The 26199-nt window shown below is 44.8% G+C and carries 21 protein-coding genes; 14 read left to right on the forward strand and 7 right to left on the reverse strand.

Annotated features, from left to right (window positions below; all coding sequences use genetic code 11):
- Window positions 1-437: 437 nt before the first annotated feature.
- The 3 genes from NL647_RS20335 (at window position 438) to nspC (ending at window position 5939) form a co-directional block, all read left to right on the forward strand.
- On the forward strand, window positions 438-3329 hold the full coding sequence (locus NL647_RS20335) for a pyridoxal phosphate-dependent class III aminotransferase (protein ID WP_069219060.1): 2892 nt from the start codon (window positions 438-440) through the stop codon (window positions 3327-3329).
- Window positions 3330-3347: 18 nt separating this feature from the next.
- On the forward strand, window positions 3348-4601 hold the full coding sequence (locus NL647_RS20340; RefSeq protein WP_005445078.1) for a carboxynorspermidine synthase: 1254 nt from the start codon (window positions 3348-3350) through the stop codon (window positions 4599-4601).
- Between the two features lie 204 nt (window positions 4602-4805).
- Entirely contained in the window at window positions 4806-5939 is a 1134-nt protein-coding gene (gene nspC, locus NL647_RS20345) for a carboxynorspermidine decarboxylase (protein WP_253650618.1), read from the forward strand.
- 96 nt (window positions 5940-6035) lie between these two features.
- On the opposite strand, the gene NL647_RS20350 is transcribed toward nspC, so the two are convergent.
- A complete protein-coding gene (locus NL647_RS20350; RefSeq protein ID WP_005445081.1) occupies window positions 6036-6548 on the reverse strand; it encodes a glycine cleavage system protein R in 513 nt (170 codons plus the stop codon).
- A 240-nt stretch (window positions 6549-6788) separates the two neighbouring features.
- Window positions 6789-7691, reverse strand: coding sequence for a DUF3943 domain-containing protein (locus tag NL647_RS20355; protein WP_005445090.1), 903 nt, complete (start codon window positions 7689-7691; stop codon window positions 6789-6791).
- Window positions 7692-7890: 199 nt separating this feature from the next.
- On the opposite strand from NL647_RS20355, the gene NL647_RS20360 reads away from it, so the two are divergent.
- Window positions 7891-9123, forward strand: a complete 1233-nt coding sequence (locus NL647_RS20360) for a CinA family nicotinamide mononucleotide deamidase-related protein (protein WP_253650619.1) — start codon at window positions 7891-7893, stop codon at window positions 9121-9123.
- Window positions 9124-9222: 99 nt separating this feature from the next.
- On the opposite strand, the gene yfaE is transcribed toward NL647_RS20360, so the two are convergent.
- The 4 genes from yfaE to ubiG all read right to left on the reverse strand — a co-directional run bounded on the left by yfaE (window position 9223) and on the right by ubiG (window position 14195).
- Window positions 9223-9501 carry a class I ribonucleotide reductase maintenance protein YfaE gene (gene yfaE, locus NL647_RS20365; protein WP_005445095.1) on the reverse strand — a complete coding sequence of 93 codons (279 nt, stop codon included), beginning with the start codon at window positions 9499-9501 and terminating at the stop codon, window positions 9223-9225.
- Entirely contained in the window at window positions 9501-10634 is a 1134-nt protein-coding gene (gene nrdB / locus NL647_RS20370) for a class Ia ribonucleoside-diphosphate reductase subunit beta (protein ID WP_005445097.1), read from the reverse strand. The genes yfaE and nrdB overlap by 1 nt, the downstream gene beginning before the upstream one ends.
- 81 nt (window positions 10635-10715) lie before the next feature.
- Window positions 10716-12998: a class 1a ribonucleoside-diphosphate reductase subunit alpha gene (gene nrdA / locus NL647_RS20375; RefSeq protein ID WP_005445098.1), complete on the reverse strand. Its 2283-nt coding sequence runs from the start codon at window positions 12996-12998 to the stop codon at window positions 10716-10718.
- Window positions 12999-13487: 489 nt separating this feature from the next.
- Window positions 13488-14195: a bifunctional 2-polyprenyl-6-hydroxyphenol methylase/3-demethylubiquinol 3-O-methyltransferase UbiG gene (gene ubiG, locus NL647_RS20380; RefSeq protein WP_005445102.1), complete on the reverse strand. Its 708-nt coding sequence runs from the start codon at window positions 14193-14195 to the stop codon at window positions 13488-13490.
- A gap of 309 nt (window positions 14196-14504) precedes the next feature.
- On the opposite strand from ubiG, the gene gyrA reads away from it, so the two are divergent.
- From gyrA to NL647_RS20395, 3 genes are all read left to right on the forward strand, one after another.
- Window positions 14505-17144 carry a DNA gyrase subunit A gene (gene gyrA, locus NL647_RS20385; protein ID WP_005445103.1) on the forward strand — a complete coding sequence of 880 codons (2640 nt, stop codon included), beginning with the start codon at window positions 14505-14507 and terminating at the stop codon, window positions 17142-17144.
- Window positions 17145-17265: 121 nt separating this feature from the next.
- Window positions 17266-17889, forward strand: coding sequence for a hypothetical protein (locus NL647_RS20390; RefSeq protein ID WP_005445105.1), 624 nt, complete (start codon window positions 17266-17268; stop codon window positions 17887-17889).
- A gap of 214 nt (window positions 17890-18103) precedes the next feature.
- Entirely contained in the window at window positions 18104-18658 is a 555-nt protein-coding gene (locus tag NL647_RS20395; RefSeq protein WP_029790964.1) for a hypothetical protein, read from the forward strand.
- A gap of 96 nt (window positions 18659-18754) precedes the next feature.
- On the opposite strand, the gene nrfA is transcribed toward NL647_RS20395, so the two are convergent.
- Window positions 18755-20182, reverse strand: a complete 1428-nt coding sequence (gene nrfA / locus NL647_RS20400) for an ammonia-forming nitrite reductase cytochrome c552 subunit (protein ID WP_005445107.1) — start codon at window positions 20180-20182, stop codon at window positions 18755-18757.
- Window positions 20183-20632: 450 nt separating this feature from the next.
- Here nrfA and nrfB point away from each other — a divergent pair, with 450 nt between their 5' ends.
- The 7 genes from nrfB (at window position 20633) to NL647_RS20435 (ending at window position 26039) form a co-directional block, all read left to right on the forward strand.
- On the forward strand, window positions 20633-21235 hold the full coding sequence (nrfB, locus tag NL647_RS20405; RefSeq protein ID WP_253650620.1) for a cytochrome c nitrite reductase pentaheme subunit: 603 nt from the start codon (window positions 20633-20635) through the stop codon (window positions 21233-21235).
- 1 nt (window position 21236) lies between these two features.
- Entirely contained in the window at window positions 21237-21923 is a 687-nt protein-coding gene (nrfC, locus tag NL647_RS20410; RefSeq protein ID WP_017189460.1) for a cytochrome c nitrite reductase Fe-S protein, read from the forward strand.
- Entirely contained in the window at window positions 21920-22891 is a 972-nt protein-coding gene (gene nrfD, locus NL647_RS20415) for a cytochrome c nitrite reductase subunit NrfD (protein ID WP_005445111.1), read from the forward strand. Before nrfC ends, nrfD begins: the two co-directional genes overlap by 4 nt.
- A 10-nt stretch (window positions 22892-22901) precedes the next feature.
- Window positions 22902-24809, forward strand: a complete 1908-nt coding sequence (locus NL647_RS20420) for a heme lyase CcmF/NrfE family subunit (RefSeq protein WP_253650621.1) — start codon at window positions 22902-22904, stop codon at window positions 24807-24809.
- Window positions 24787-25320 (forward strand): DsbE family thiol:disulfide interchange protein, encoded by a 534-nt coding sequence (locus NL647_RS20425; RefSeq protein WP_253650622.1) that lies wholly within the window; start codon window positions 24787-24789, stop codon window positions 25318-25320. Before NL647_RS20420 ends, NL647_RS20425 begins: the two co-directional genes overlap by 23 nt.
- On the forward strand, window positions 25307-25717 hold the full coding sequence (nrfF, locus tag NL647_RS20430) for a heme lyase NrfEFG subunit NrfF (RefSeq protein ID WP_005445117.1): 411 nt from the start codon (window positions 25307-25309) through the stop codon (window positions 25715-25717). The genes NL647_RS20425 and nrfF overlap by 14 nt, the downstream gene beginning before the upstream one ends.
- 145 nt (window positions 25718-25862) lie before the next feature.
- The gene (locus tag NL647_RS20435) at window positions 25863-26039 is read left to right on the forward strand and encodes a hypothetical protein (RefSeq protein ID WP_005445119.1); all 177 of its coding nucleotides are present in this window, start codon (window positions 25863-25865) and stop codon (window positions 26037-26039) included.
- Window positions 26040-26199: the final 160 nt, after the last annotated feature.

The following is a 26199-nucleotide window of genomic DNA, read 5'->3' on the forward strand; positions in this document are numbered from 1 at the left end:
TATTTTGTGATAAATTCGCGCGCAATCTCGGAGCGTATTATTACGACTTTGATTCTCTGGGGGATACGCGTAGTGACCATTCAAGCTGATTGTGACACTACGTAGGGTAGGTATCGGCAAAGCCATTTGTCGATAGACGGGATACTAGTGCTGTAAGAAACAGCATGTTAATGGGAAACCCAACATTGAAACCTTTAAACAAACACACACTAATCAGCTTCATACTGCCGAAATGTCCTGTTTTACAAAACGGGTGCATTACGGAACCTTGATTACTCTCCAATCAAAATAAAAAGTCGCGCTTGTCGTGACGGGTTATCTGTATTTGTCGTTTAGAAAATGACGAATGCGGAGGTGTATCTGTATATCCTGTTATTTAATACTAACGAGAATAAATACAGGAAAGAGAATCATTATAATTCAAGGGATTATGTAGTATGAGCACTGCCTTTGAAGTCGATAACACTATCGCAAATTACTTTTCGTCTCAGGTTCCAGTTGTTGAAGGAACGTATGATTTAACGCCTGATCAAGTTCTTATCGAACAAGCAGAGCATGAATCGGAAGTACGTTCTTACCCACGTCGCTTGCCAATCGCAATTAAACAAGCTTACGGCTGTTTGGTTGAAGATACGCGTGGTCAAATCTTTCTAGACTGTCTTGCTGGGGCGGGTACGTTGGCTCTGGGTTACAATCATCCGGAAATCAACCAAGCGCTAAAAGAGCAGTTAGATTCTGGTTTGCCGTACCAGACTCTGGATATCGCAACGTCTGCGAAAACACATTTTATTAAGTCTGTTAAAGGCTTCCTTCCTCAAGAGCTAAGCGACAACTGCGTGATTCAGTTCTGTGGTCCTTCGGGTGCGGATGCCGTTGAAGCGGCTATTAAATTAGCGAAGCAAACCACGGGTCGTAACACCATGTTTGCTTTCCGTGGAGCCTACCACGGTATGACAAATGGCACCATGGGTATGATGGGGAACTTGGGTACCAAAGCTCGCCGTACTGGATTGATGTCAGATGTGCACTTTATGCCATTCCCATACAGCCTACGCTGCCCATTTGGGCTTGGCGGTGATGAGGGTGCGAAAGCGAGCATCCGCTATATCGAGCGTCTCTTGAACGACGATGAAGCGGGTATCATGAAGCCGGCAGCGATCATTGTGGAGCCAGTCCAAGGTGAGGGTGGTGTTATTCCTGCGCCTGCATTCTGGCTACGTGAACTACGCCGTATTTGTGATGATCACGGTATCTTGTTGATCTTCGATGAAATTCAATGTGGTGTTGGTAAGTCAGGTTACAACTTCGCATTCGAAGAAGCGGGCATTGTTCCTGATATTTTATGTTTGTCTAAAGCAATCGGTGGTGGCTTACCTATGTCACTACTGGTGATCAACAAACAACACGATACATGGAAGCCAGGTGAGCACACCGGTACTTTCCGTGGTAACCAATTGGCAATGGTCTCAGGTGCAAAAGCACTAGAAATCATCCAGCGCGACAACCTTGTTGAACATGCGAACGTCGCTGGTCAGTATTTACGCTTTGGTCTTGAGAGCATTCAAAAACGCGTTAACTGTATCGCGGATGTTCGTGGCAAAGGTTTGATGCTTGGTGTTGAGATTAAGCATCCAAATGGCGAGCTGAACAAATTTGGTGAGCCTCTAGCTGATGGTCAATTGACACTTGCTATTCAACGTGCGGCGCTTGAGCGCGGCTTGATGGTTGAAAAGGGCGGTCGTGAAGGCTCTGTAATTCGCTTCCTTCCACCTCTTATTATCTCTTTTGAGCAAATCGACTTTGCGCTTCGCGTACTCGAAGAAGCGATTATCGCAGCGGGTGGCAGTCATATTGAAACTGCACCACAAGAAGAATGGAAAAAGCACTTTATTCAAACTGGTGATCTTGGTGGTGCCGAATTCGCGTCGGTTATGAATCACACTACCGCTGTAATGAAATCGGTGTTCGAAGAAGTGAACGCACCATACTCTGGTATGAACCCTAAGTTGCTGGAAGCAGCGATTAATGCAGTCGATCTAGACAACAAAAATGCGTCGTTAAAGTCTGTCATCGATGAAGCTGCTGAGCTTGTTGCAAAGAATGCGATTTTCACCCAGCACCCAGATTGTATTGCGCATCTACATACCCCTCCTCTCATGCCAGCGGTTGCGGCAGAAGCCATGATTGCGGCGCTAAACCAATCTATGGATTCATGGGATCAAGCTTCCTCTGCGACTTACGTAGAGCAAAAAGTGATTAATTGGTTGTGTGACAAGTATGAGTTGGGCGAGAAGGGCGACGGCATCTTCACCAGTGGTGGTACGCAAAGCAACCAAATGGGGCTAATGTTGGCGCGAGACTGGATTGCACACAAGCTAAGCGGTCACTCAATCCAAAAGCTGGGTCTTCCTGATTACGCAGACAAACTGCGCATTGTGTGTTCTAAGAAATCACACTTCACGGTTCAAAAGTCAGCATCTTGGATGGGACTGGGTGAGAAAGCAGTGATGACCGTCGATGCGAACGCTGACGGTACAATGGACGTTACTCAGTTAGATCAGGTTCTAACACAGGCGAAATCAGAAGGTCTGATCCCATTCGCCATTGTTGGCACGGCGGGTACGACTGACCACGGCGCAATTGATGACCTTGATTTCATTGCTGATATGGCAGCGAAGCACGAGATGTGGATGCACGTTGATGGCGCTTACGGTGGCGCACTGATTCTAAGCAGTCACAAATCTCGCCTGAAAGGTGTAGAGCGTGCGCACTCTATTAGTGTCGATTTCCACAAATTGTTCTACCAAACAATCAGTTGTGGTGCGTTGCTGGTGAACGACAAGTCGAACTTTAAGTTCCTACTTCATCATGCTGACTATCTGAACCGAGAACACGATGAGCTACCAAACTTGGTGGACAAATCTATTGCAACCACGAAGCGCTTTGATGCATTGAAAGTGTTCATGACGATGCAAAACGTGGGTCCTAAAGCGCTGGGCGATATGTACGATCACCTGTTGGTACAAACTCAAGATGTTGCCGAGATGATTCGTGCACACGATCAGTTCGAGCTTTTGGCTGAGCCGGCACTTTCTACGGTTCTATTCCGCGCAACCAATGTACGCACAAACAACGCATCTGCAGATTTAGATGAACTAAACAAAGCGTTGCGTCTTGAAGCGTTGACTCGCGGTATCGCAGTTCTCGGTGAAACCATCGTTGATGGTAAGACCGCTCTTAAATTTACGATTTTGAATCCTTGTCTGACGACAGCGGACTTTGAATCTTTGCTCTTGAAAATCAACACGCTAGCAGTTGAGCTAGTTTAATAAAGGTAACGGAAAACTATGGCAGTTCTACAGATTGGTGCAGGCGGCGTTGGCTGGGTTGTTGCACATAAAGCAGCACAAAACAACGACGTTCTGGGTGATATCACAATCGCATCACGTACTATTGGTAAGTGTGAGAAGATCATCGAATCGATTCAGAAGAAAAACAACCTGAAAGATTCAGCTAAGAAACTAGAAGCGCGTGCAGTGAACGCTGACGACGTAGATTCTCTGGTTGCTCTTATTGAAGAAGTAAAACCGGATCTTGTCATCAACGCGGGTCCTCCGTGGGTTAACATGCCAATCATGGAAGCGTGTTACCGAGCAAAAGTTTCATACCTAGACACATCAGTAGCGGTTGACCTATGTTCTGAAGGTCAGCAAGTACCACAAGCTTACGATTGGCAATGGGGTTACCGTGAGAAGTTCGAGGAAGCGGGCATCACAGGTATCCTGGGCGCTGGTTTCGATCCAGGTGTAGTCTCGGTATTTGCAGCGTACGCTGTGAAGCATCTGTTTGACGAAATCGATACGATTGATGTAATGGATGTTAACGCGGGTGACCACGGTAAGAAGTTCGCGACCAACTTTGACCCAGAAACGAACATGCTAGAGATCCAAGGTGATTCATTCTACTGGGAAAACGAAGAGTGGAAACAAGTACCTTGTCACTCTCGTATGCTAGAGTTCGATTTCCCGAACTGTGGTTCTCACAAAGTGTACTCAATGGCGCACGATGAAGTTCGTTCGATGAAAGAATTCATCCCAGCAAAACGCATTGAATTCTGGATGGGTTTCGGTGACCGTTACCTAAACTACTTCAATGTGATGCGAGATATTGGTCTACTAAGCCCAGATCCACTAACGCTGCACGATGGTACAGTCGTTCAACCTCTGCATGTACTAAAAGCGCTATTGCCAGACCCAACATCTCTAGCACCGGGCTACACAGGTCTAACGTGTATCGGTACTTGGGTTCAAGGTAAGAAAGATGGCAAAGAGCGTAGCGTGTTTATCTACAACAACGCAGATCATGAAGTCGCGTACGAAGACGTTGAACATCAAGCGATCTCTTATACGACGGGTGTTCCTGCGATTACAGCTGCGCTGCAATTCTTCCGTGGTAAATGGGCTGACAAAGGTGTGTTCAACATGGAACAGCTAGACCCAGATCCGTTCCTAGAAACAATGCCAACAATTGGTCTAGATTGGCATGTTCAGGAATTAGAAGCAGGTCAGGGGCTTCCAGTTATCCACGAACTGAACAAGTAAGGCACTTACACTAACGATTTCTTTTTATCGTATTTTGAGGTGTGCGCGTTAATTGTTACAAACAACGCGTGCATCCTAAACTCGATTAGAAGTTTCAGTGCAAACTGCGCTTATTTTAATCATCAATCTAAGCCGGTGCGATCGCATCGGCTTTGTTCGGTTTTATAGTTCCTTCATTTTTATGAGGGGATCTAAGGTATTAACATGCAACAAAACGAACTTAAAACCCCATACTTCATGATCAATGAAGACAAATTGATTGAGAATCTAGAGAGGGCAAAACAGCTAAAAGATATCTCTGGTGTGAAGTTAGTGTTGGCACTGAAGTGTTTCTCGACATGGGGCGTATTCGACATTATCAAGCCTTACTTAGACGGTACAACCAGTTCTGGTCCTTTTGAAGTGAAGCTTGGTTATGAAACCTTTGGTGGAGAGACTCATGCTTACAGTGTTGGCTACAGCGAAGATGACGTACGTGAAGTAGCAGATATCTGCGACAAGATGATTTTTAACTCTCAGTCGCAGTTAGCAGCTTACCGCCATATTGTTGAAGGTAAAGCGTCGATTGGTTTGCGTCTAAACCCGGGTGTAAGCTATGCAGGTCAAGACTTGGCGAACCCTGCACGTCAGTTTTCTCGTCTAGGCGTACAAGCTGACCACATCAAGCCGGAAATTTTCGATGGCATTGATGGTGTGATGTTCCACATGAACTGTGAGAACAAAGATGTGGACGCATTCATCAGTCTGTTGGATTCGATCTCAGAGCAGTTTGGCGAGTATCTCGATAAGCTGGATTGGGTTAGCATGGGCGGCGGCGTGTTCTTTACGTGGCCGGGCTACGATATCGAAAAGCTGGGGCTTGCACTGAAAGCTTTCTCTGAAAAGCACGGCGTACAAATGTACCTAGAGCCGGGTGAGGCAATCATCACTAAAACGACGGATCTTGTCGTGACTGTGGTAGACATTGTTGAGAACGTGAAGAAGACTGCGATTGTGGATTCAGCAACTGAAGCACACCGCTTAGATACTTTGATTTATAACGAGCCAGCATCGATTCTTGAAGCAGCAGAAAATGGTGCACATGAATACGTCATTGGCTCGTGCTCTTGTTTAGCTGGTGATCAGTTCTGTGTGGCGAACTTTGAGCAACCACTGGAGATCGGACAGCGTCTGCACATTCTAGATAGTGCGGGTTACACCATGGTGAAACTGAACTGGTTTAACGGTCTACGTATGCCGTCGGTATACTGCGAACGTTCAAATGGTGAAATTCAAAAGCTGAACGAATTTGATTATTCAGACTTCAAACGTTCTCTGTCTCAATGGACAGTGAAGTAATCACCTTTTCATTTGATTGAACGTAAAAAGAGCAGCGATGAGCTGCTCTTTTTTATTATGCATTGCTTAGGATTACCGAGTGCTTTGGGCTTAAGATCAGCTTTCGACAATCACACGAGTATCTTCGCTGAGCGATTCTAACTCATTCGCTACATCATCAATTTCCAGTTCACTCGGCAACTTGATTGCCATCTTAGCGCTAAACAAGCTTGAACTTACACCTCCGCCACCGGCGATAAACACTCGTTGACAGTCCATGTCTAAAATCGAAATGCCTTGTCCATCGAGCACGTGGGTGATTTCGTTGACGATGCCTGCACGATCATTGGCGTCCAGACGAAGCTGAAAGACCGTATCTTCACGGTGAGAGTGAGGTTCGGAATCAACGAATTTTACGATGAGGGTTTGGCAAGCAGAGAACGCCTCTTTCACTGTGTTGGCATTTTCCTCTGGTAGCTCGATTTTGATCACGCCGGCAACCTGATCCTCAATAAAGTTCACTTTACTGATCAGCCATTTGCCTTCGTTTTCATGGGTAACCGCTGCAAGCTGTTTGATGGTCGCTGGTGATGCCTGACCGACGAAATTAACGATAAACACAGTGTTCATAATGGTCCCCTCCCGGAATAAGGTTTGGACGCGGCACGGTTAGACGTATCGCTATAGTTATTTGAGCTTAAGGTTTAAAACTTAAGTTATTGGAATTAGTCCTTAAATTCAGTGTAGGTGCTGGAGGAGGGTTAGGTTTGATAAAGGTCAATTTTTGACGCTAATTCGTGATGCAAATAATAAAAATTATGCTTGGGGCACAAAAAAGCAGCCCTCAGGCTGCTATTTAACAGTTTGGTTTTAGAAGGTGACCTTCATTTCAAAACCGTAGAAGACGTTATCGTAGCTTGCGCCGGAATCCATCGCAAACTTCGCTGCGTCTTGGTTGCCAAACCAAGGTGATGAACTGAATTGGAATTCTGCGCTACCGCCCCATGCATCTGATACCCAGTAGTGAATGTGTCCGACTGGATTGAGGAAGAATAGAGAAACGTCCCCAACGGTTTCTGAGCCCATTACTTCACCACCATTGGCAACGATGTCTTGTTCCGCTGTTAGCATCATTTCACCCACTACAGCACCAAAGAATGGAGTAATAAACAAGTCCTGCCATGATGGGATTTCAGCAAAAGCTTCTACACCGTATTCCCAGAAGAACGTCGACATGGTCGCAGAATACAAGAAGGATTCAAATTCGTTATAGCCAGCGTGGCGAGCAGCCGTATAGTAAACACCACCGAAGTAAGGGTGCATGACGTAGTTTAGAAAGTGCTCATCTCGGTCCCATACTGGACCGCTTGAAACGTTGTCTTTCCACTTGCTGCCTAGCTTACTCATGTCACGATCTTCTTCGTCCCATTTTGTAATGCTCTCAGGCAATAAAGTCATCAAACCTACCGTAGCCACACTCAAACCAAGAATGGTGTAAGTTTGACCCATGAGATAGTCCCAATCTTTGTCTTTTGGCACGATCATATGCTTCGGTTGAAGGCCTGCGTCGAGATTTAAAGAATCATCGTTATCAAGTCCCATCGCAAAGCGACGATTTTGTGGCTCGAAGCTATACAGAGTGGTCGTTTCGCAGTAACCTGACAGGCAATCAGGCGTGTAAGAGAACTCAATATGGTTACTCATATCGTACTGGCTTGCATTTGCGGTAGCAGATGCCGTCAGAACAAGACCACTTAGAGTTTTCTTGAACATGGATGATTTTGACACGAAGGTCTCCGAGTTGTTGGTTTGATGATCGGGCTCACAATTATCCCTTAAAAGAACAGCCATTTAAATACTTGACCTACATTTAATCTCAACAAATTAACTATGAGATTAGTCCAATAAAATGAAAACGATATAGGCACAATGTCGAAAAAATGTGGATTTTGCCTATTTTCAGGAGTCAGTTGTGAAAATTGCTATGCTAAGTACCGGTGAAGAGGTCCTTCACGGTGATATTGTTGATACAAATGCAGCTTGGCTGTCGAGCTTATTTTATCAACATGGATTTGGCTTAACGAAGCGCTCGACCGTTGGTGATAAACAATCGAGTTTGATTGAAGAGTTTTTGATGCTCAGCTTCAATAATGACGTGGTGATCGTGAATGGTGGTTTAGGACCAACCACAGATGACATGAGCGCAGCGGCAGCAGCGAAAGCAGCAGATTGTAAATTAGTGTTATTTAAAGACTGGTTAGCACACCTAGAGGCGATGTATGCCCGTCGTGGTATCCCAATGCCGGATAGCAATCTCAAGCAAGCTATGCTACCGGAAACGGCACAAATTGTTGATAATCCGATTGGCACGGCTTGTGGCTTTAAAATGCTGATCAATGATGCGGTGTTCTATTTCACCCCAGGTGTACCAAGTGAATTTAAGTTAATGGCAGAGACGCAAATTCTGCCAGATTTGAAAAAACTCTTCCCTGAAGTAGAAAGTGCATCTTGTAGCCGAATTTATACGTTTGGTCTGTCTGAATCTGGTATATCGGACAAGCTTGACCAAATGAAGCTTCCGCCTAGTTATGAGCTGGGTTATCGCTCTTACTTACCCTTTATCGAAGTGAAACTGTTTGGTCCATCTCAGCATATTGAGCAACGCATGAAGTTGATGCAGATGATCCATAAGCACCTTGAAACCAATTCTGTAAGTGTCGATGTACCTATGGTTGAACATGTCGGTCAGCTACTAACAGATAAAGCGCTGACACTATCGGTGTCGGAGAAAAGCAGTGCAGGGTATTTAACGTATTGGCTAAATAGTGATGAAAAAGTCGCTGAGCAATTCGGTCACGGTTGGGTTCTATCAGGAAACAATCAAACCATTGCAGATGAAGGGGACCCACTAGCAGCGACGTTTGCTCTAGCTGGTGCGACACGTGAAAAGTGCGCCACCGACTTGGCTTTAGTTACGGGAAAAATTGAAGAAGGCATTTTCTCTGTTGCTCTTTCCACGTCAACAGGAGAGTGGGGCGTCCTATACAAACTTTCAAGAAAATATCAGCAAGATGATCAGGTTAAAGTCATCAGTGCTGCGGCACTGGATATGCTACGCCGTTATCTAGAACGCAAGCCGATGTCGGCTCAATACGCATTCTTGGAAAAGATTAAAGAAATGCACATTCCGAGCAGTGCTCTTTAAAAGGATGTCGAGCTGTTTAGATAGTAAAAGTAGACAGTAAAAATAAATAGTAAAAAGCCAAGGCGATTGCCTTGGCTTTTTTGTACTGGCTGGTGGCGTTTATGCGCGTTTTTCTTTCATCGCGTAATTCACACCACTGAGCGAAATTTCGGATTTCGCTTTGCAAATACAAGGCAGAATTTCGTCTGGCTGAGTATACGCCATTGCAAAACCAACATACTCCACGTCACCTGATTCCAATTTACAGCGACATGCACCACAGTGTCCGTCGCGGCAATTGTATTCAGGCAGTAAGCCCGCTTGCTCCATCGTCTCCAAAATTGTGTTAGATGGATTAGACTCAATGCTAACGAGTTTGTTGATTTTGATGCTTGGCATTACAGCTCAAATCCTTCGAAGTCGTCTGCACTTACTTCATTGTCAATCTGACCAACAAGGTAAGAAGAGATTTCTGCTTCCTGCGGTGCAACTTGAACGTTATCCGATGACAACCAAGCGTTAATCCATGGGATAGGGTTTGAAGTTGCTTCAGGGTATGCTGCTGGTAGACCTACCGCTTGCATACGAATGTTCGTAATGTATTCAACGTATTGGCTAAGGATATCTTTATTTAGACCAATCATTGAACCATCTTTAAATAGGTATTCAGCCCATTCTTTCTCTTGCTCTGCCGCTTCTTTGAATAGGTCAAAACAGTCTTGTTTTGCTTCTTCAGCGATTTGCATGAAAGAGAAGTCATCTTGACCGTTACGTAGCAGGTTGATCATATGCTGCGTACCGTTCAAGTGAAGCGCTTCATCACGAGCGATAAGCTTGATGATTTTCGCGTTACCTTCCATAAGCTCACGTTCAGCGAAAGCAAATGAACATGCGAAACTTACGTAGAAGCGGATTGCTTCTAGTGCGTTCACTGACATCAAACAGACGTACAATTTCTTCTTCAGATCGTACAGGCTAACTTTAACCGTTTCACCGTTAAGAACGTGTTCGCCTTCACCGTAGCGGTGATAGTCGTTTGTCGCTTGGATCAGGTCATCGTAGTAATGTGCGATGTCTTTCGCACGCTTAAGGATGTGCTCGTTTTCTACGATGTCATCGAATACCACACTTGGATCATTCACGATATTACGGATGATGTGCGTGTAAGAACGAGAGTGGATCGTCTCAGAGAACGACCAAGTCTCGATCCAAGTTTCTAGCTCAGGTAGAGAAACCAGAGGAAGTAGCGCAACGTTCGGGCTACGACCTTGAATTGAGTCAAGCAGCGTTTGGTACTTCAGGTTTGAGATGAAGATGTGCTTCTCATGGTCAGGTAGCTTGTTGTAATCTATACGGTCGCTAGATACATCAACTTCTTCTGGACGCCAGAAGAAAGACAATTGCTTTTCGATAAGCTTTTCGAAGATCTCGAATTTTTGCTGGTCGTAACGAGCTACGTTCACTGATTGACCAAGGAACATTGGTTCCTTCAGTTGGTCATTTTTGTTCTGGTTAAAAGTACTGTAAGCCATAATGCCTCAATTCCTTTTAGACCTCCCCAAGCGGGGAGGCGTTCGATTGTTTGTTACTACGAATTGTTTAAGTGGGGGAGATTAAATCTTACAACCGCCGCCTGCACAATCGTCATCTTGTGGTTGAACTGCGTCTTTCTGGTCGTCTTTCGCACCGTCACGAGTGTTATGGTAGTAAAGCGTCTTCACACCAAACTTGTAAGCAGTCAGAAGGTCTTGAAGAAGTTTCTTCATTGGCACCTTACCGCTCTCATAACCAGAAGGATCGTAGTTTGTGTTTGCAGAGATCGCTTGGTCAACGAACTTCTGCATAATGCCCACAAGGTGTAGGTAACCGTCGTTAGAACCGATGTTCCAAAGCAGTTCATAGTTGTCTTTAAGCTCAGCGAAATCTGGCACAACTTGTTTCAGGATACCGTCTTTCGACGCTTTAACAGACACGAAACCACGTGGCGGCTCAATACCGTTTGTTGCGTTAGAGATCTGAGAAGATGTCTCAGAAGGCATTAGCGCAGTCAGTGTTGAGTTACGTAGACCGTGTTCCATGATTTCTTGACGTAGGCTGTCCCAATCGTAGTGCAGCTCTTCGTCACAAATTAGGTCAACGTCTTTCTTGTAAGTGTCGATAGGCAGTAGACCTTTCGCGTAGTTCGTTTCGTTAAACGAAGGACACTTACCTTGCTCTTTCGCAAGCGCAACAGAGGCTTTCAATAGGTAGTATTGAATCGCTTCAAATGTACGGTGAGTTAGACCGTTTGCGCTGCCGTCAGAGTACTTAACGCCATTCTTCGCTAGGTAGTATGCGAAGTTGATAACACCAACACCCAGCGTACGACGGTTCATTGTCGATTTGTATGCAGCTGGTAGTGGGTAATCTTGGTAATCAAGCAGTGCATCTAGCGCACGAACAACAAGCTCAGACAGTTCTTCGAAGTCATCCAGAGACTTGATTGCACCAAGGTTAAACGCAGACAGTGTACATAGCGCGATTTCACCCGAGTCATCTTCAACGTTAGTTAATGGCTTGGTTGGCAGCGCGATTTCCAAACATAGGTTTGATTGACGAACTGGTGCTACTTCTGAATCGAACGGGCTGTGCGTATTACAGTGGTCTACGTTCTGAATGTAAATACGACCAGTTGATGCGCGCTCTTGCATTAGAAGAGTGAACATTTCAATCGCTTTAACGGTCTCTTTCTTGATTGAAGGATCGTTTTCGTATTTCACGTATAGACGCTCGAATTCTTCTTGATTTTCAAAGAATGCGTCGTACAGACCTGGTACGTCAGATGGCGAGAATAGCGTGATGTTGCCACCTTCCACTAGGCGTTGATACATCAGTTTGTTCAACTGAACACCGTAGTCCATGTGACGAACACGGTTCTCTTCAACACCACGGTTGTTCTTAAGAACCATTAGCGAGCGCGCTTCACCGTGCCATAGTGGGTAGAACACAGTTGCTGCACCACCACGAACACCACCTTGAGAACAGCACTTAACTGCTGTTTGGAAGTATTTGTAGAACGGGATACAACCTGTATGGAATGCTTCACCACCACGGATCTCAGAACCTAGTGCACGGATACGACCAGCGTTGATACCGATACCAGCACGTTGAGAAACGTAACGTACGATTGAACTTGCTGTTGCGTTGATAGAATCTAGGCTATCACCACACTCAATCAGCACACATGAGCTGAACTGACGAGTAGGGGTACGTACACCAGACATGATTGGTGTAGGTAGAGAAATCTTAAATGTCGATGTCGCATCGTAGAAACGTTTGATGTAGTCAAGACGCGTTTCTTTCGGGTAGTTAGCGAACAAGCAAGCAGACACTAGAATGTAAAGGAACTGAGCACTTTCGTAGATTTCACCCGATACACGGTTTTGAACGAAGTACTTACCTTCTAGTTGTTTTACAGCAGCGTAAGAGAAATCAAGGTCGCGCTTGTGATCGATGTACGCATCAAGCTCGTCCAATTCAGCTTTTGTGTAGTCTTCTAGGATGTGTTGGTCGTACTTACCCATATCAACAAGACGAGCTACGTGGTTGTAAAGCGTTGGCGGCTCATATTGACCGTATGCTTTCTTACGTAGGTGGAATACCGCTAGGCGAGCAGCTAGGTATTGGTAATCCGGTGTTTCTTCTGAAATCAAATCTGCAGCAGACTTGATGATAGTCTCGTGGATATCTGTCGTCGTAATGCCGTCGTAAAACTGGATGTGAGCACGTAGTTCTACTTGTGATACCGATACGTTGTTCAGGCCTTCTGCAGCCCAAGTAATAACGCGATGGATTTTCTCCAGATCGATAGTTTCTTTGCGGCCATCACGTTTAGTGACGGTAAGTTGTTGGTTCATTCTGCTTTATTTCCCTAAGAAAACTGATAAAAGCCGTATTTTTGTTTGTTTATGTGCAAAACTTGTAAAATTTGCGGCGGCTTTGTGATCAAAGTCTATCTATATATTGTAGTCGAAACACAAGATATAGGGGTTCATTTGTTTGCGAGTTACAAGATAGTGCTGTTACCCCAATTTTTCAAGGCACAGGTTTGGGATGACTTGTGGATAACTAACAAAATAAAAAAAAACAGTAAGTGAACACTAACCGATGAGAAAAGGGCTGACTTGAATGGGGAAAAATACGTTTTTTAAATCGGTTCATAAATAACCGCATGTAAAAATATTTTCCTTGATCTTTGACAGTTTTTGTTTGTTAAAAATAGTTTGGTCAAAATGGAATCTAGAGCACTTTTTTTCGACAGAAATTGACAAAAAAAGCGGCGCATCTATGCTACCGCTTTTTCTCAATCTTGATGCTCGTTTTTTGCTTAAGCGTCAATCGAACCATCAATATTTTGTAGTATGAACGATGTAGTTTACATCCACATTACGACCAAGTTTGTAGCTATCGTTGAGTGGGTTGTAATGTAAGCCTGTGATACCCATCTCGGTAAGGTCTGTCTGGTCAATCATCTTCATCATTTCACCAGGTTTGATGAACTTCTCATGATCGTGTGTACCTTCTGGCACAATCTTAAGCAACTTCTCTGCACCCACAATGGCAAATAGGTAAGATTTGATATTACGGTTCAAGGTAGAGAAGAAAACGTGACCGCCAGGTTTGACCAATGCAGCACAAGAACGAATCACTGAAAGTGGATCTGGAACGTGTTCAAGCATTTCCATGCAAGTGACAACGTCATAGATTCCTGCATTTTCTGCTGCGTGGTCTTCAATCGTGCTTTGGATGTAAGTCAACTTAGTGCCAGTCTCAAGTGCATGCAGGCGAGCGACCTCAAGAGGCTCTTTACCCATATCCAAACCAGTAACTACTGCACCTTCTTTAGCCATGCTCTCAGCTAGGATGCCACCACCACAGCCAACATCGAGCACTTTTTTACCAAATAAGCCGTCTGCTTTCTCTAGGACATAGTTCAAGCGAAGCGGGTTAATTTGATGAAGTGGCTTGAACTCGCCTTCTAAATCCCACCAACGAGAAGCCATCTCTTCGAATTTCTTAATTTCACTTGGGTCGACGTTTTGTGCTTTAGTCATGATTGTTATATCGCTTCGCTAATAGTCCTTTGGAAGGCGAGATTATACTCCAATGGTACGATACGTTAAAACTGGTTCTTTTCTCACAATCGCTACAGGAGAGATTTTTGACTGATGTTGGTGGAAATATAGTCAGTTTTCATAAAGATATGGGATGAATGTGCAAATTCTCTTCATTTAACCCATAACCAAGCTCACAACCTGATAAAACGAGTGGGAAAGTGATGCCCCGTTGATGAATTGTGTGTTATATTTTTGCACCTTACACGTATCGTAATTACGATCAGATAATAGAGGGATAATGGCTCTATGAGCGATTTAGCTAAAGAGATCACGCCCGTAAACATTGAAGATGAGCTTAGAGGTTCATATCTAGACTACGCGATGTCTGTCATCGTGGGTCGTGCTCTTCCAGATGTGCGTGATGGCCTAAAACCAGTACACCGCCGCGTTTTATTCGCGATGAACGTACTAGGCAACGATTGGAACAAACCATATAAAAAATCAGCCCGTGTTGTCGGCGACGTAATCGGTAAATATCACCCACACGGTGATAGTGCTGTGTACGACACAATCGTACGTATGGCTCAGCCGTTCTCACTTCGTTACATGCTGGTCGATGGTCAAGGTAACTTTGGCTCGATCGATGGCGACTCTGCTGCGGCAATGCGTTATACCGAAGTACGTATGGCGAAAATGGCCCACGAACTTCTGGCTGACCTAGACAAAGAAACGGTGGACTACGTACCTAACTACGATGGTACGGAGCAAATTCCTGCAGTTCTTCCTACTAAAATTCCTAACCTACTGGTAAACGGTTCTTCCGGTATCGCGGTAGGTATGGCAACCAACATCCCGCCACATAACCTTGGCGAAGTGATCGATGGCTGTCTTGCATACATCAATAATGAAGAAATCACTATTGATGAGCTAATGGATTACATTCCTGGTCCTGATTTCCCAACTGCGGCGCTTATCAGCGGTCGTAAAGGTATTGTAGACGCGTACAAAACAGGTCGCGGCAAAATCTACATGCGTTCAAAAGCGGAAATCGAAGTGGAGAAGAATGGTAAAGAAACCATTATCGTCACTGAAATCCCTTACCAGGTGAACAAAGCTCGTTTGATCGAGAAGATCGCTGAGCTAGTAAAAGATAAGAAAGTAGAAGGCATTAGTGCGCTACGTGACGAGTCTGATAAAGATGGTATGCGTATCGTAATTGAATGTAAGCGCGATGCAGTGGGTGAAGTTGTTCTAAACAACCTTTACGCACAAACTCAGCTTCAAACCACTTTCGGTATCAACATGGTTGCGCTAAACAACGGCCAACCTCAGCTATTCAACCTAAAAGACATGTTGAAGTGCTTCGTTGATCACCGTCGTGAAGTTGTGACTCGTCGTACTATTTTCGAATTGCGTAAAGCGCGTGAACGTGCGCATATCCTTGAAGCACTTTCTCTTGCTCTTGCGAACATTGACGAAGTTATCGAACTCATCAAAAACGCACCAACTCCAGCTGAAGCAAAAGTTGGCTTGGTATCGCGTGGTTGGGATCTTGGTAACGTAGCATCAATGCTAGAGCGTGCTGGTACTGACGCTGCACGTCCTGAATGGCTAGAAGATCAATACGGTATCCGTGATGGTCTGTACTACCTAACAGAAACTCAAGCTCAAGCGATTCTAGAACTTCGCCTACACCGTCTAACTGGTCTAGAGCATGAGAAGATTCTTGATGAATACAAAGCGCTATTGGACGAAATTGCAGAGCTAATGCACATCCTTGCAAGCACTGAGCGTTTGATGGAAGTGATCCGTGAAGAACTTGAAGCGGTTCGTGATGGTTACGGCGATGAGCGTCGTACAGAAATTACAGCAGCTAGCCATGACATTGACATGGAAGAGCTGATCGCTCGTGAAGACGTAGTAGTAACTCTGTCTCACGAAGGTTATGTTAAGTACCAAATCCTAAGCGACTACGAAGCTCAGCGTCGTGGTGGTAAAGGTAAGAGTGCAACGAAGATGAAAGATGAAGACTTCATCGAGCGTCTACTTGTTGCAAATACTCACGATAACATTCTGTGTTTCTCAACTCGTGGTAAGACTTACCGTCTGAAAGTTTACCAATTACCTCATGCAACTCGTACTGCACGTGGTAAGCCAATCGTAAACATCCTTCCACTTGAGGAAGGTGAACGTATCACGGCAATCCTTCCGGTAGATGAGTTCTCTCCAGAGAAGTTTATCTTCATGGCTACGGGGGACGGTACGGTTAAGAAGACTCCTCTGAACCAGTTTGCTAACGTACGTTCAAACGGTCTGATCGCAGTTAACCTACGTGATGATGACTCTTTGATCGGCGTTGATATCACTACAGGTTCAAGCGATATCATGCTGTTCTCTAAAGCAGGTAAAGTGGTTCGCTTTAGCGAAGACAAAGTACGTGCAATGGGTCGTACAGCGGCAGGTGTTCGCGGTATGAAGCTAGCAGATGATGATCAAGTGGTTTCTTTGATCGTTCCATCAAACGAAGGCGATATCCTAACGGTTACTCAAAACGGTTACGGTAAACGTACTGAACTAGCGGAATACCCAACGAAAGGTCGTGCAACTCAGGGCGTTGTGTCTATCAAGGTTTCTGAGCGTAACGGTCCAGTAGTTGGCGCGGTACAAGTAGAAGAAGGCGACGAGATGATGATGATCACCGACGCTGGTACTCTAGTTCGTACACGTGTTGCGGAAGTTAGCCAAGTTGGTCGTAATACTCAAGGTGTAACACTTATCCGTACAGCTGAAGATGAGTCAGTGGTTGGTTTGCAGCGTATTGATGAAGTTGAAGAAGTAGAACTGCCAGAAGGCGAAGAAGCGGAAGCAACAGAAGCAAATGCAGAAGGTCAAACGCCTGAAGCACCAGCAGCGGATGATGCAGCAGAAGGTTCTGAAGAAGAGTAATCTTTTCCTTTACATCTAAGTTTGAAAGCCGAGCATTACGCTCGGCTTTTTTGTATCTGTATCAACGCAATATTGAGAGGAAGTCAGTAAACTAAACCAATATTTGCTTGTGGGGTACATTATGTCTGCTTGGTTCTTCGTTGCCATCACTCTGATGGGATTATTCGTCGTGGTGTTATCGCTCAGCGCTTCAAAGGTCAAACCGGCTCAATGGTTTGGGCTTTGTACTTTAGTTTTGGTTGTTACTAGTGCAAGCTTTTTACTCTTGCGACAAACGCCACCGCCAACAATGCAAGCCGAGATGTCACGTATGACCAATGCACGGGATATCATGCAAGAGATCCAAGACCAGTTGCGCGAAGACCCAAATAATGCAGCATTGTGGTTTCAATTAGGGCAGGGCTATCTTGTTGAAGGGGAGCTTGATGGAGCATTGATTTGTTTTGATTATGCTATTCAGCTTAGTGACGTTGTTAGTGCTACCCAACTTGCCGCGAAAGCCACCACACTATATTACCTCCACCAACAATCCATGACGGAAGAAGTCACTCTGCTACTTGAGCAAGCCTTACAGCTCGAGCCGCACAATGAAGCCGCTTTGTCTTTGATTGCAAATGACCACTTTTTGTCATTTCGTTTTCAAGAAGCCATTGATACCTGGGTACTATTATTAGATTCCAATGATCCTAATTTGGATCGTGTACAAATCATAAACTCAATCAACAAAGCGAAAGAGTTGTTGTAAGCATATAATTAGGGGGCTGTTGACCCTTCGTGCTGATTTCTGCAGCGAATTGTTGGGCCTTTACACAAAGCAGAGGTTTTGATGTGCAGTTCGTCTTTATGAGAAGCCAAAAACGCAGTAGAAGTGACCAATAAACGCTACCCCAAAGGGGCGTCTAAAATTAACCGCGAAAGATAAACAGCCTCTGGAGCAGTAAAAGGAAAGTGGGTGATGAATGAACAATAAAGCGTTAGGGATATTAGCGGTGCTATGCGGTTCCGTGTTGGCGGGTTGTACCTCTTCCGATCATTCCGGTTCCTCATCTTCGGCTTATTACGCTTCTGGTTACTACGACCCATGGTGGTACGATCATGATGATTATTGGATTTACTACTACCCAGGTTGTTGTGATAACGATGACGAGTATAAAGAGAAGTTGGAAACGTGGTGGAACGGTTTGGATGAAGAACAACAACAATCCATCAAAGACAAAGTTGAAGATTGGAAAGACGATGATATGTCCGCCAACATCGACACCATGAAACGTCAGCTTGACGATCACTGGCAATCGCTACCAGAAGAACAAAAGCAGGAGATTCAAACTAAATGGGAGAATCGTCCGGAACGCATCGAACCAGCGTTGATGCAAGACAAAGCATTGAAAGAAAAAGTGCAACAAAGAGAAACGCGACCAGAGACAAAAGTTCAGCGCCCGGCGGCAAAACCTAGCATTCAAATGCCTAAAACACGTCCAAATATACAGCCCAGACCGAGACTTCCTCGCCGTTAATTATAAGGCGAGCTGGGTTTAGTTCGTCTTTTCCTACGATCAAACAAAAAGGGCGCATTGTGCGCCCTGTACTTTGCATGGTGTTATCTTAGTTGATTAGTACGTTGCTTCGCGCTCCGCTGCTGCTTTATCCCAATCTGGAACCACGGTCTCTAAGAAGTGTTTCTTGTCCGCGTTCATTTTTTCCATATCCATCCCAAGAGCTTGTTGTGCTTTGGCCTTAGTTGAAATATCAGGGATCTGTACTGGGTCAGTAATGCCTTTCGTCGCTAGTAAACGAACCAGCTTAGTACGGGCGTCTGCTGCGCGGTCGACTGCAGTACCCAGTACTTCAAGTGCCACTTCAGGCGCGTGCATATGAACGCCATGAGAGGCAATTGCGTAATCCCAACGCCATTGTGCATGGCGGATATCTTGAAGGATAGGTTGCATCTCTTCTTCTGTTGCCCCGGCTTTCCATGCAGCTCCTGCCTCAAAGTGCGCTGCCACGATTTGCTTCTCGGCAGTGAGCTTCATGTTCAGTACTTGCGCTTTGCGAGTCGAAACGATGCCTTGCAGCTGTTCTTTGGTTTGGGTATGACATTGCGCACACGTGTCTTCGAAACGATCAAATGGGTTACCCACTTTGTGATCGGTGTAAACTGTGCCGTCTTCTTTGGTTACTTTAGGCATGTGACAGTCCACGCAGACCACTTTGTTTTTGCCATGGATACCATCACGCCACGTTTCGTAACCCGGGTGCTGTGCTTTCAACATTGGTGCCTTGGAGACTGCATGCGTCCAATCTTTGAAATTTAGCGCGTCGTAGTATTTCTCCATGTCATTAACGGTAGTGCCCATGTCCCATGGGAATTTGACGGCTTTCGTCGGACCCGTAAAGTAGTACTCTACGTGACATTGCGCACATACTGATGCTTGTTTATCTAGGCGAGATTGCTGATCAAAGTTTTTGCCTATTGTATCGAATGCACGTTCTACGTATGGACGGGTCAATGCTAAAGCAGGCTCACCTTTCTTAAACTCTTCAGAGCGTGTGTCATGACAGTCAGAACAACCGATCGGGTTGACGATTTCTGAGCCTAAACGTGCCCATTTCCCTTCGAAATAACCGTCTTCACCTCGCTCTTCAATCACACGCGCCACATCTGGGCTTTTACAGCTCCAACACGCCATTGGCATGGGACCGGACTTCTCATCGCTAGGTGCACCGGTACGTAGAGTTTGGCGAACATCATCGAGTGCGTAAAAGTGACCGCGTGCCTTGTTGTAGTCTTTCGCGAATCCATAGCCTGCCCATAAGATTACCATGTTCGGATCTTCGCCTAGGGCATCTTCAATATGTTCGCTCTCAGAGGTGGCTTTCCATGAGTGGTATTGGTCAGGGTGTTGTTGCTCAAAGGCATCATTGCGAGGGTCCATGAGACCTTTCTCTTCTGCTGCCAACGGAGCGCCGGCCAAAAATAATTGGCTGGCGAATAAGGTCGCAACCGCGATTGGTGCGCTCATCCAGTGTTTTATGCTCACGGTGTTATCTCCATATTCGTTTTTATTAGCAGCGTTGTGAGGAGCTATTCCAAATAAGAATCGGAGATCTAAAGTTAATATTATTAGTTAATTAAGGAGATGAAATAGTGAGCGAAACTTGTCTTGTTTTAGATCAATTTACACCAGTGATCTCAATCATATTTAGATTTATATACCTCTAAAGGGGTAGTGGTTAATGTCTTGTTTGATAAGGGGTTGGCTTTTTAACCATTTTAAAAATAGGGTGATTTAGTTCGCTTTTTGAACAGGTGTTTCTACCCCTTATGAATAATAGAGGTATTATAAATATAGGTTTAGCGTTGTGGCTTTCCGAAATAAGAATTGATGTCATTTGAAGATTTGGAAAATATCTTCAGAGGAAATTAATTGTCGCTCAAATAAATAGTTGAGAATAGTTATCAATTATTATCGAGCTAAGGAAAGAAAAATATGGGCAATATAAAATTGACCATAGAGACAATGCTGAAATTTCTCTTCATCCTTGCCATCTATGGTTTTACCATCGCCGCCCATGCGACTTCTTCAGAGCCAATTGATGGAGCTCAATCTGAGCGTCATCAAGTCGAGTTGATCCGTGACAGAGACTATAAATGTCTGCAATGTCACAAGGATGCCAAAGAGACTCTGAACCTTTCGCATGATCCTCAAGCGTTACTCAGTCAGGGTAAACAGCTTAATTGCACCAACTGCCATAGTAATATCGGTCCTGACCATCGAGAAGGCGCGCCTGATGTAATCAAGTTTTCAGCGGCTCAATCGAAAGCGGTGCACGACAAAGTGTTCTTAGACCCAAGCTTGATCCTCAAAGCGAACAGCCAGTGTGTGGATTGTCATACACCAACAAAGCTAAGAGAAAGCCACTGGACACATGATGTGCATGCTAAAAAGCTCACTTGTTCAAATTGTCATGATGTACACGCCGCCAAAACTAAAGCGCTGTCGTACGACAGAAAGCAACTGATCAAACAGTGTGTGGATTGTCACTCTGAATTTGCCGTCAAACCTGAGCTCGCAAAAGAAGAGGAGAGATAGCATGAAATGTTCGAGAAGAAACTTTTTAGCCGGCAGCGGCGCATTGATATTGACCACGGGCGTTGCAGGCACCTCTGTTGTGAGCTCCTCTCTTTATGCCAGCGACAGTGAACAAGGTAAACGTTTAGGTATGGTGCATGATGAGAACGCTTGTATTGGGTGTACCGCCTGTACTGATGCCTGTAGAGAAGTAAATAAGGTGCCTGATGGCGTGACACGCCTTAAAATTCACCGTGGTGAACCGATTGGTGAATTTCCTGACGTGGAGTATCAGTTCACTCGAGAGTCCTGCCAGCATTGTGATAACCCTCCTTGTGTATATGTATGCCCAACAGGGGCTGCCTATAAAGATGAAGCGACTGGTATTGTCGATGTACACAAGGAAAAGTGTGTCGGTTGTGGTTACTGTCTTGCTGCTTGTCCTTATCAAGTGCGTTTCTTTAATCCCGTCGACCATTCTGCGGACAAATGTAACTTCTGTAGAGATACCAATTTAGCGCAAGGTAAACAACCGGCTTGTGTTGAATCTTGCCCAACTAAGGCGCTGATATTTGGCGATCTGAACGATCCAACGAGTGACGTGAGTAAAGCGATAGAAAGCCATGTGGTGTACCGCGATAAATCACATTTGGGTACGCAACCTAAGCTGTACAAAATTCCGCATAGTAAAGGGGAGGTATCATCATGAACGGCTTTGAAAGTGCTTTCCATTTTGACTCGTTAGTCTGGGATTGGATCATCGCGATTTACTTATTCTTAGCGGGCATGTCGGCAGGAGCTGTGATGATAGCGCTCTATCTTAAGCGCAAAGTCATTGAAGGTGATCCGGCGAATAATGGCATCATGAAAGCAATGGCTTGGCTAGCACCATTTGGCATTATCTCGGGATTAGTGATTTTGATTTTCCACTTAACCAAACCTCTCGAGTTTTGGAAGATCATGATTTACTACAACCCGACGTCAGTTATGTCGATGGGCGTCATCCTGTTCCAAGTCTATATGATTGTTTTGTTCGTGTGGATTGGCACTATTTTCCGTCATCAAATCATCCGTTTTTGTGAAGGAAAATTGCCGAGCAAATTGCTCGATTTGGCGGATACTGTCTTGATCAAAGCAGGTAAAGCGAATAATGCCGTAGAATTGTTCTTAGGTTTCTTGGCGATTGTACTCGCGGCATACACTGGCTTCTTATTGTCTGCACTCAAGACTTACCCAATGCTTAACAATCCAGTGCTACCAATCTTGTTCCTATTTTCAAGTTTGTCTTCCGGTGCTGCGGCCAGTTTGATGTTTGGTATCTTGGTATTTAAAGAACCAACCAGCAGTCCTAGTGTGTCATGGGTACACGGATTTGAACGCCCAGTCGTATTGTTTGAGTTGTTTGTCCTAGTTACCTTCTTTACCGGACTGATCTTCAGCGGTGGTCAGAACGAAGTCGCGGCTTGGAATGCGATATCGACGGGTTTTTGGGCACAATGGTTCTGGGGAGGCGTGATCCTCATCGGCATGTTAATGCCTTTGACGCTCAATTGGTTGACGCCTGCCGAAGTTCGTCACAAAGGTGGCTATGTGTTCGTAGTGACTTCTTTGAGTTTGGTTGGGGTATTGATGCTTCGTACCTTCATTCTCTATGCCGGTCAAATGACCATCGTATAAAGGAGGAAAAATGGAGGCTGAGCTGGGATTTTTCTTATTGATACTGGTCGGTGTCGCATCGACTTGTACGGCATTATTGCATTGGATGAGGCGCGCCATGAATAAGAAGGTGGTATTGCCCCATCAAATAGCGATGTCACACATCATCAGCTTAGCCTCTTTAGTTTGTTTAACCCTATTGATCATCAGTTTTATTCAGGACAACTTCGCCTTAGAGTACGTGGTCACTCATTCTAATAGCCAATTGCCCATGGCATTTAAAATTGCTGCCGCATGGGGAGGACACCAAGGCTCGATGTTGTTTTGGGTGGTCACGTTAAGTCTTTGGGCTTCTTACATAGCACGCAAGTTACCTATTAGTGGGCAATACGCCGCTGATTGTTTAGGTATTATGAATATTCTGATTGCGGTGTTTGCGTGGTTTACACTCCTTACGTCTAATCCATTTGAATACGCGCAAGAGTTGGCTACACAAGGGCGGGATTTGAATCCGATGTTGCAAGACGTAGGGCTGATTATTCATCCACCTTTGCTGTATTTGGGCTACGTTGGTTATGCGGCAATTTTGGCATTTGCTCTAGCGGCGCTGTTAGGTCCGCGACCAATTCATGAATGGTATAACGCAGCACGTGGTCCAGTACTTTTTGCTTGGGGCACTCTCACGTTGGGTATCATCGTTGGGTCTTGGTGGGCTTATAACGAACTTGGATGGGGTGGCTGGTGGTTCTGGGACCCAGTAGAAAATGCGTCGTTGCTTCCTTGGCTAACTGGTAGTGCGTTACTTCATAGTGGAGTCATTGCGACGAGAAACAAGGGGGCAATTTGGAGCACTTATGCGTTAGCTTTTGCAACATTCAGCTTGAGTATTCTCGGCACATTTGTGGTGCGTTCTGGTGTGCTCACTTCGGTGCATGCATTTGCTGTAGATCCAACCAAAGGTCTTGTACTGCTTAGCGTGCTGTGTCTGCTAGTGATTGTGACTTTTGCCTTGCTTATCACCAAAGGCGAACATATCGCCCGTTTTCAACTTCACACATTAACCAGCCGAGCCTACACCGTTTATTTTGCAATTGGATTGCTCGTTATGACGACAGCAATCGTCTTTCTCGGCACCTTTTACCCTATGCTTTATCAACTCTTGGGGTTGGGGAATATTTCAGTAGGAGCACCGTATTTTAACAGCCTTATCTTCCCTTTAAGCCTGCTAGCGCTCGTTGCTCTTGCGCTAATGCCCATACTGAAATGGAGTAAAGGCATCAATCAGACGATGGCTTCCCAAACCGGAACTGCAGGCGCGATCTCGTTTGTTGTCGGGTGTGCTTTTATCTTTACTGTCGACGTTATTCATCTGACAAGCCTTATCACGCTAGTATTGTCAACGTGGGTCGGAGTGTCACATGCCTTAATGCTATTTAAAACAGAAAATAGACGTTTGCGGTTACCAATGGTGTTTGCGCATATTGGCTTTGCGGTAGCATGTTGCGGAGCTGTGTTTAATAGTGACTATTCATATGAATATAATCTGCGTGTAGAACCGGGTACTACGTCTCAAAGAGCTGATATTAGCATCGACTATCATGGGATAGAGTGGCGAGTAGGTCCAAACTACACTGCCGAGCAAGGAATGATCGAGCTGCGTCTTGAGGACGGTAGCCGTCTCAACTTTACGCCAGAGAAACGCCATTACCCTGTGCGAGTGATGAATATGACCGAACCAGCGATTCGCTCGCGGTGGTATGGGGATTACTATGTGACGTTAGGTGATAAAGTCGATATTCATGCTTATGCGATTAAAGTGCAGTATCGGGCTGGGATCTGGTGGATCTGGATCGGCGGCATTCTAGCGGTGCTAGGTATGTGCACGACATTAATGACGAAAAGAAAAGAGGCATTCAATGCGACCGAGAAATACGCTTAAACTAGCAGGGTTAGTCGGGAGTGTGATTGCATTTGCTGTTGTAGTGACTATCGCGTTATCAGATAGACCGAATGTCGAATTGTCTCAGCAGCGCAATTTATCCATCCCTGAATTTACCGCCACGTCTTTACTTTCGGGTAATGACGTCACTCAGCAAGTTTTTAAAAAGGAACAGTATAAATTACTGAATGTTTGGGCATCTTGGTGCGGCATATGCAAGCGTGAACATGAAGAATTATTGCAACTTGCTGAGCTTGGTGTCGTTATTATTGGACTGAATTATCGAGACAACAATCAAGCTGCTCGTGAATATTTGAGCTCTAAACGAAATCCATACATAGAGGTGATCAGTGATCCAAATGGTAGGCTTGCAGTTGAGCTAGGGGTTATTGGAACACCAGAAACGTATTTGATTGATCAAAATGGCAAGGTGTTGATCAAATATCGAGGTGAGTTAACTTCGGATAAATGGAACGATATATTTTCAGGTTATTTGAATGTTTCGATTTAATTATCTATTTCTCATGCTAGTCACGTTTGCGTTATTTTCTTCTTCGCTAAAGAGTGAAGAAATTGTGCAGAATGTTGATCTGTTTGAGTTTCATTCTATTGAACTGCAACAACGTGCAACGAGATTAGCCAAGACATTACGCTGTCCGCAGTGTCAGAACCAAAACTTAGTTGAGTCAAACGCGCAGGCTGCAAAAGACCTGCGTTTGAAAGTGTATACCATGGTGAATGAAGGCCATTCAGATCAAGAAGTGAAAGATTATTTGGTGACTCGTTATGGGAATATTGTTCTATATAAACCACCATTTAATTATTCTACTGCCATGCTGTGGATCCTTCCGGCGTTATTTTTGATCTTTTTTGTCCTATATTCGATCCGAATGATAAGGCGTGATTAATGTGACCGTTATTCCACTATTAAAAATAAATTGTGCACATAACAAACAGAATGTTATCATTTTCTCGAATTTATGAATGCTTCAGCGAATAGCAAACGATATAAATTGAGCTGGAGGAGTAATAAAGAATGAATAGGTGTACGCAGTGGATTCAGTTATAACGCAATTAAAAAAGGACTTTTATTCGCAGATTCGTGCATTGCAGTCACCGAAACTGCCTCAAGTCACTTCATCTCTCGCGGTGTTGACCGACGAGGAAATTCAAGAACTCGAAGCGGTCTGGATTGAGCTCGCCGTGTGGAAGCGAAGCCAAACGCATTGAATGCCAGATTTTAATAACTCTTTCTAAACCCCAGGCAAATATGTCTGGGGTTTTTTTATTGTAGTTCGTCATAAATGTTATATTATAACAATTGTAAAGTCGGCTAGCGGGTGTTATTCCGATAGGATTTCCAAGCTTGTCACACATAAGAATAGGGCTC

It is taken from the genome of Vibrio sp. Y29_XK_CS5 (assembly GCF_024181835.1).
GTDB classification, from domain to species: domain Bacteria; phylum Pseudomonadota; class Gammaproteobacteria; order Enterobacterales; family Vibrionaceae; genus Vibrio; species Vibrio harveyi.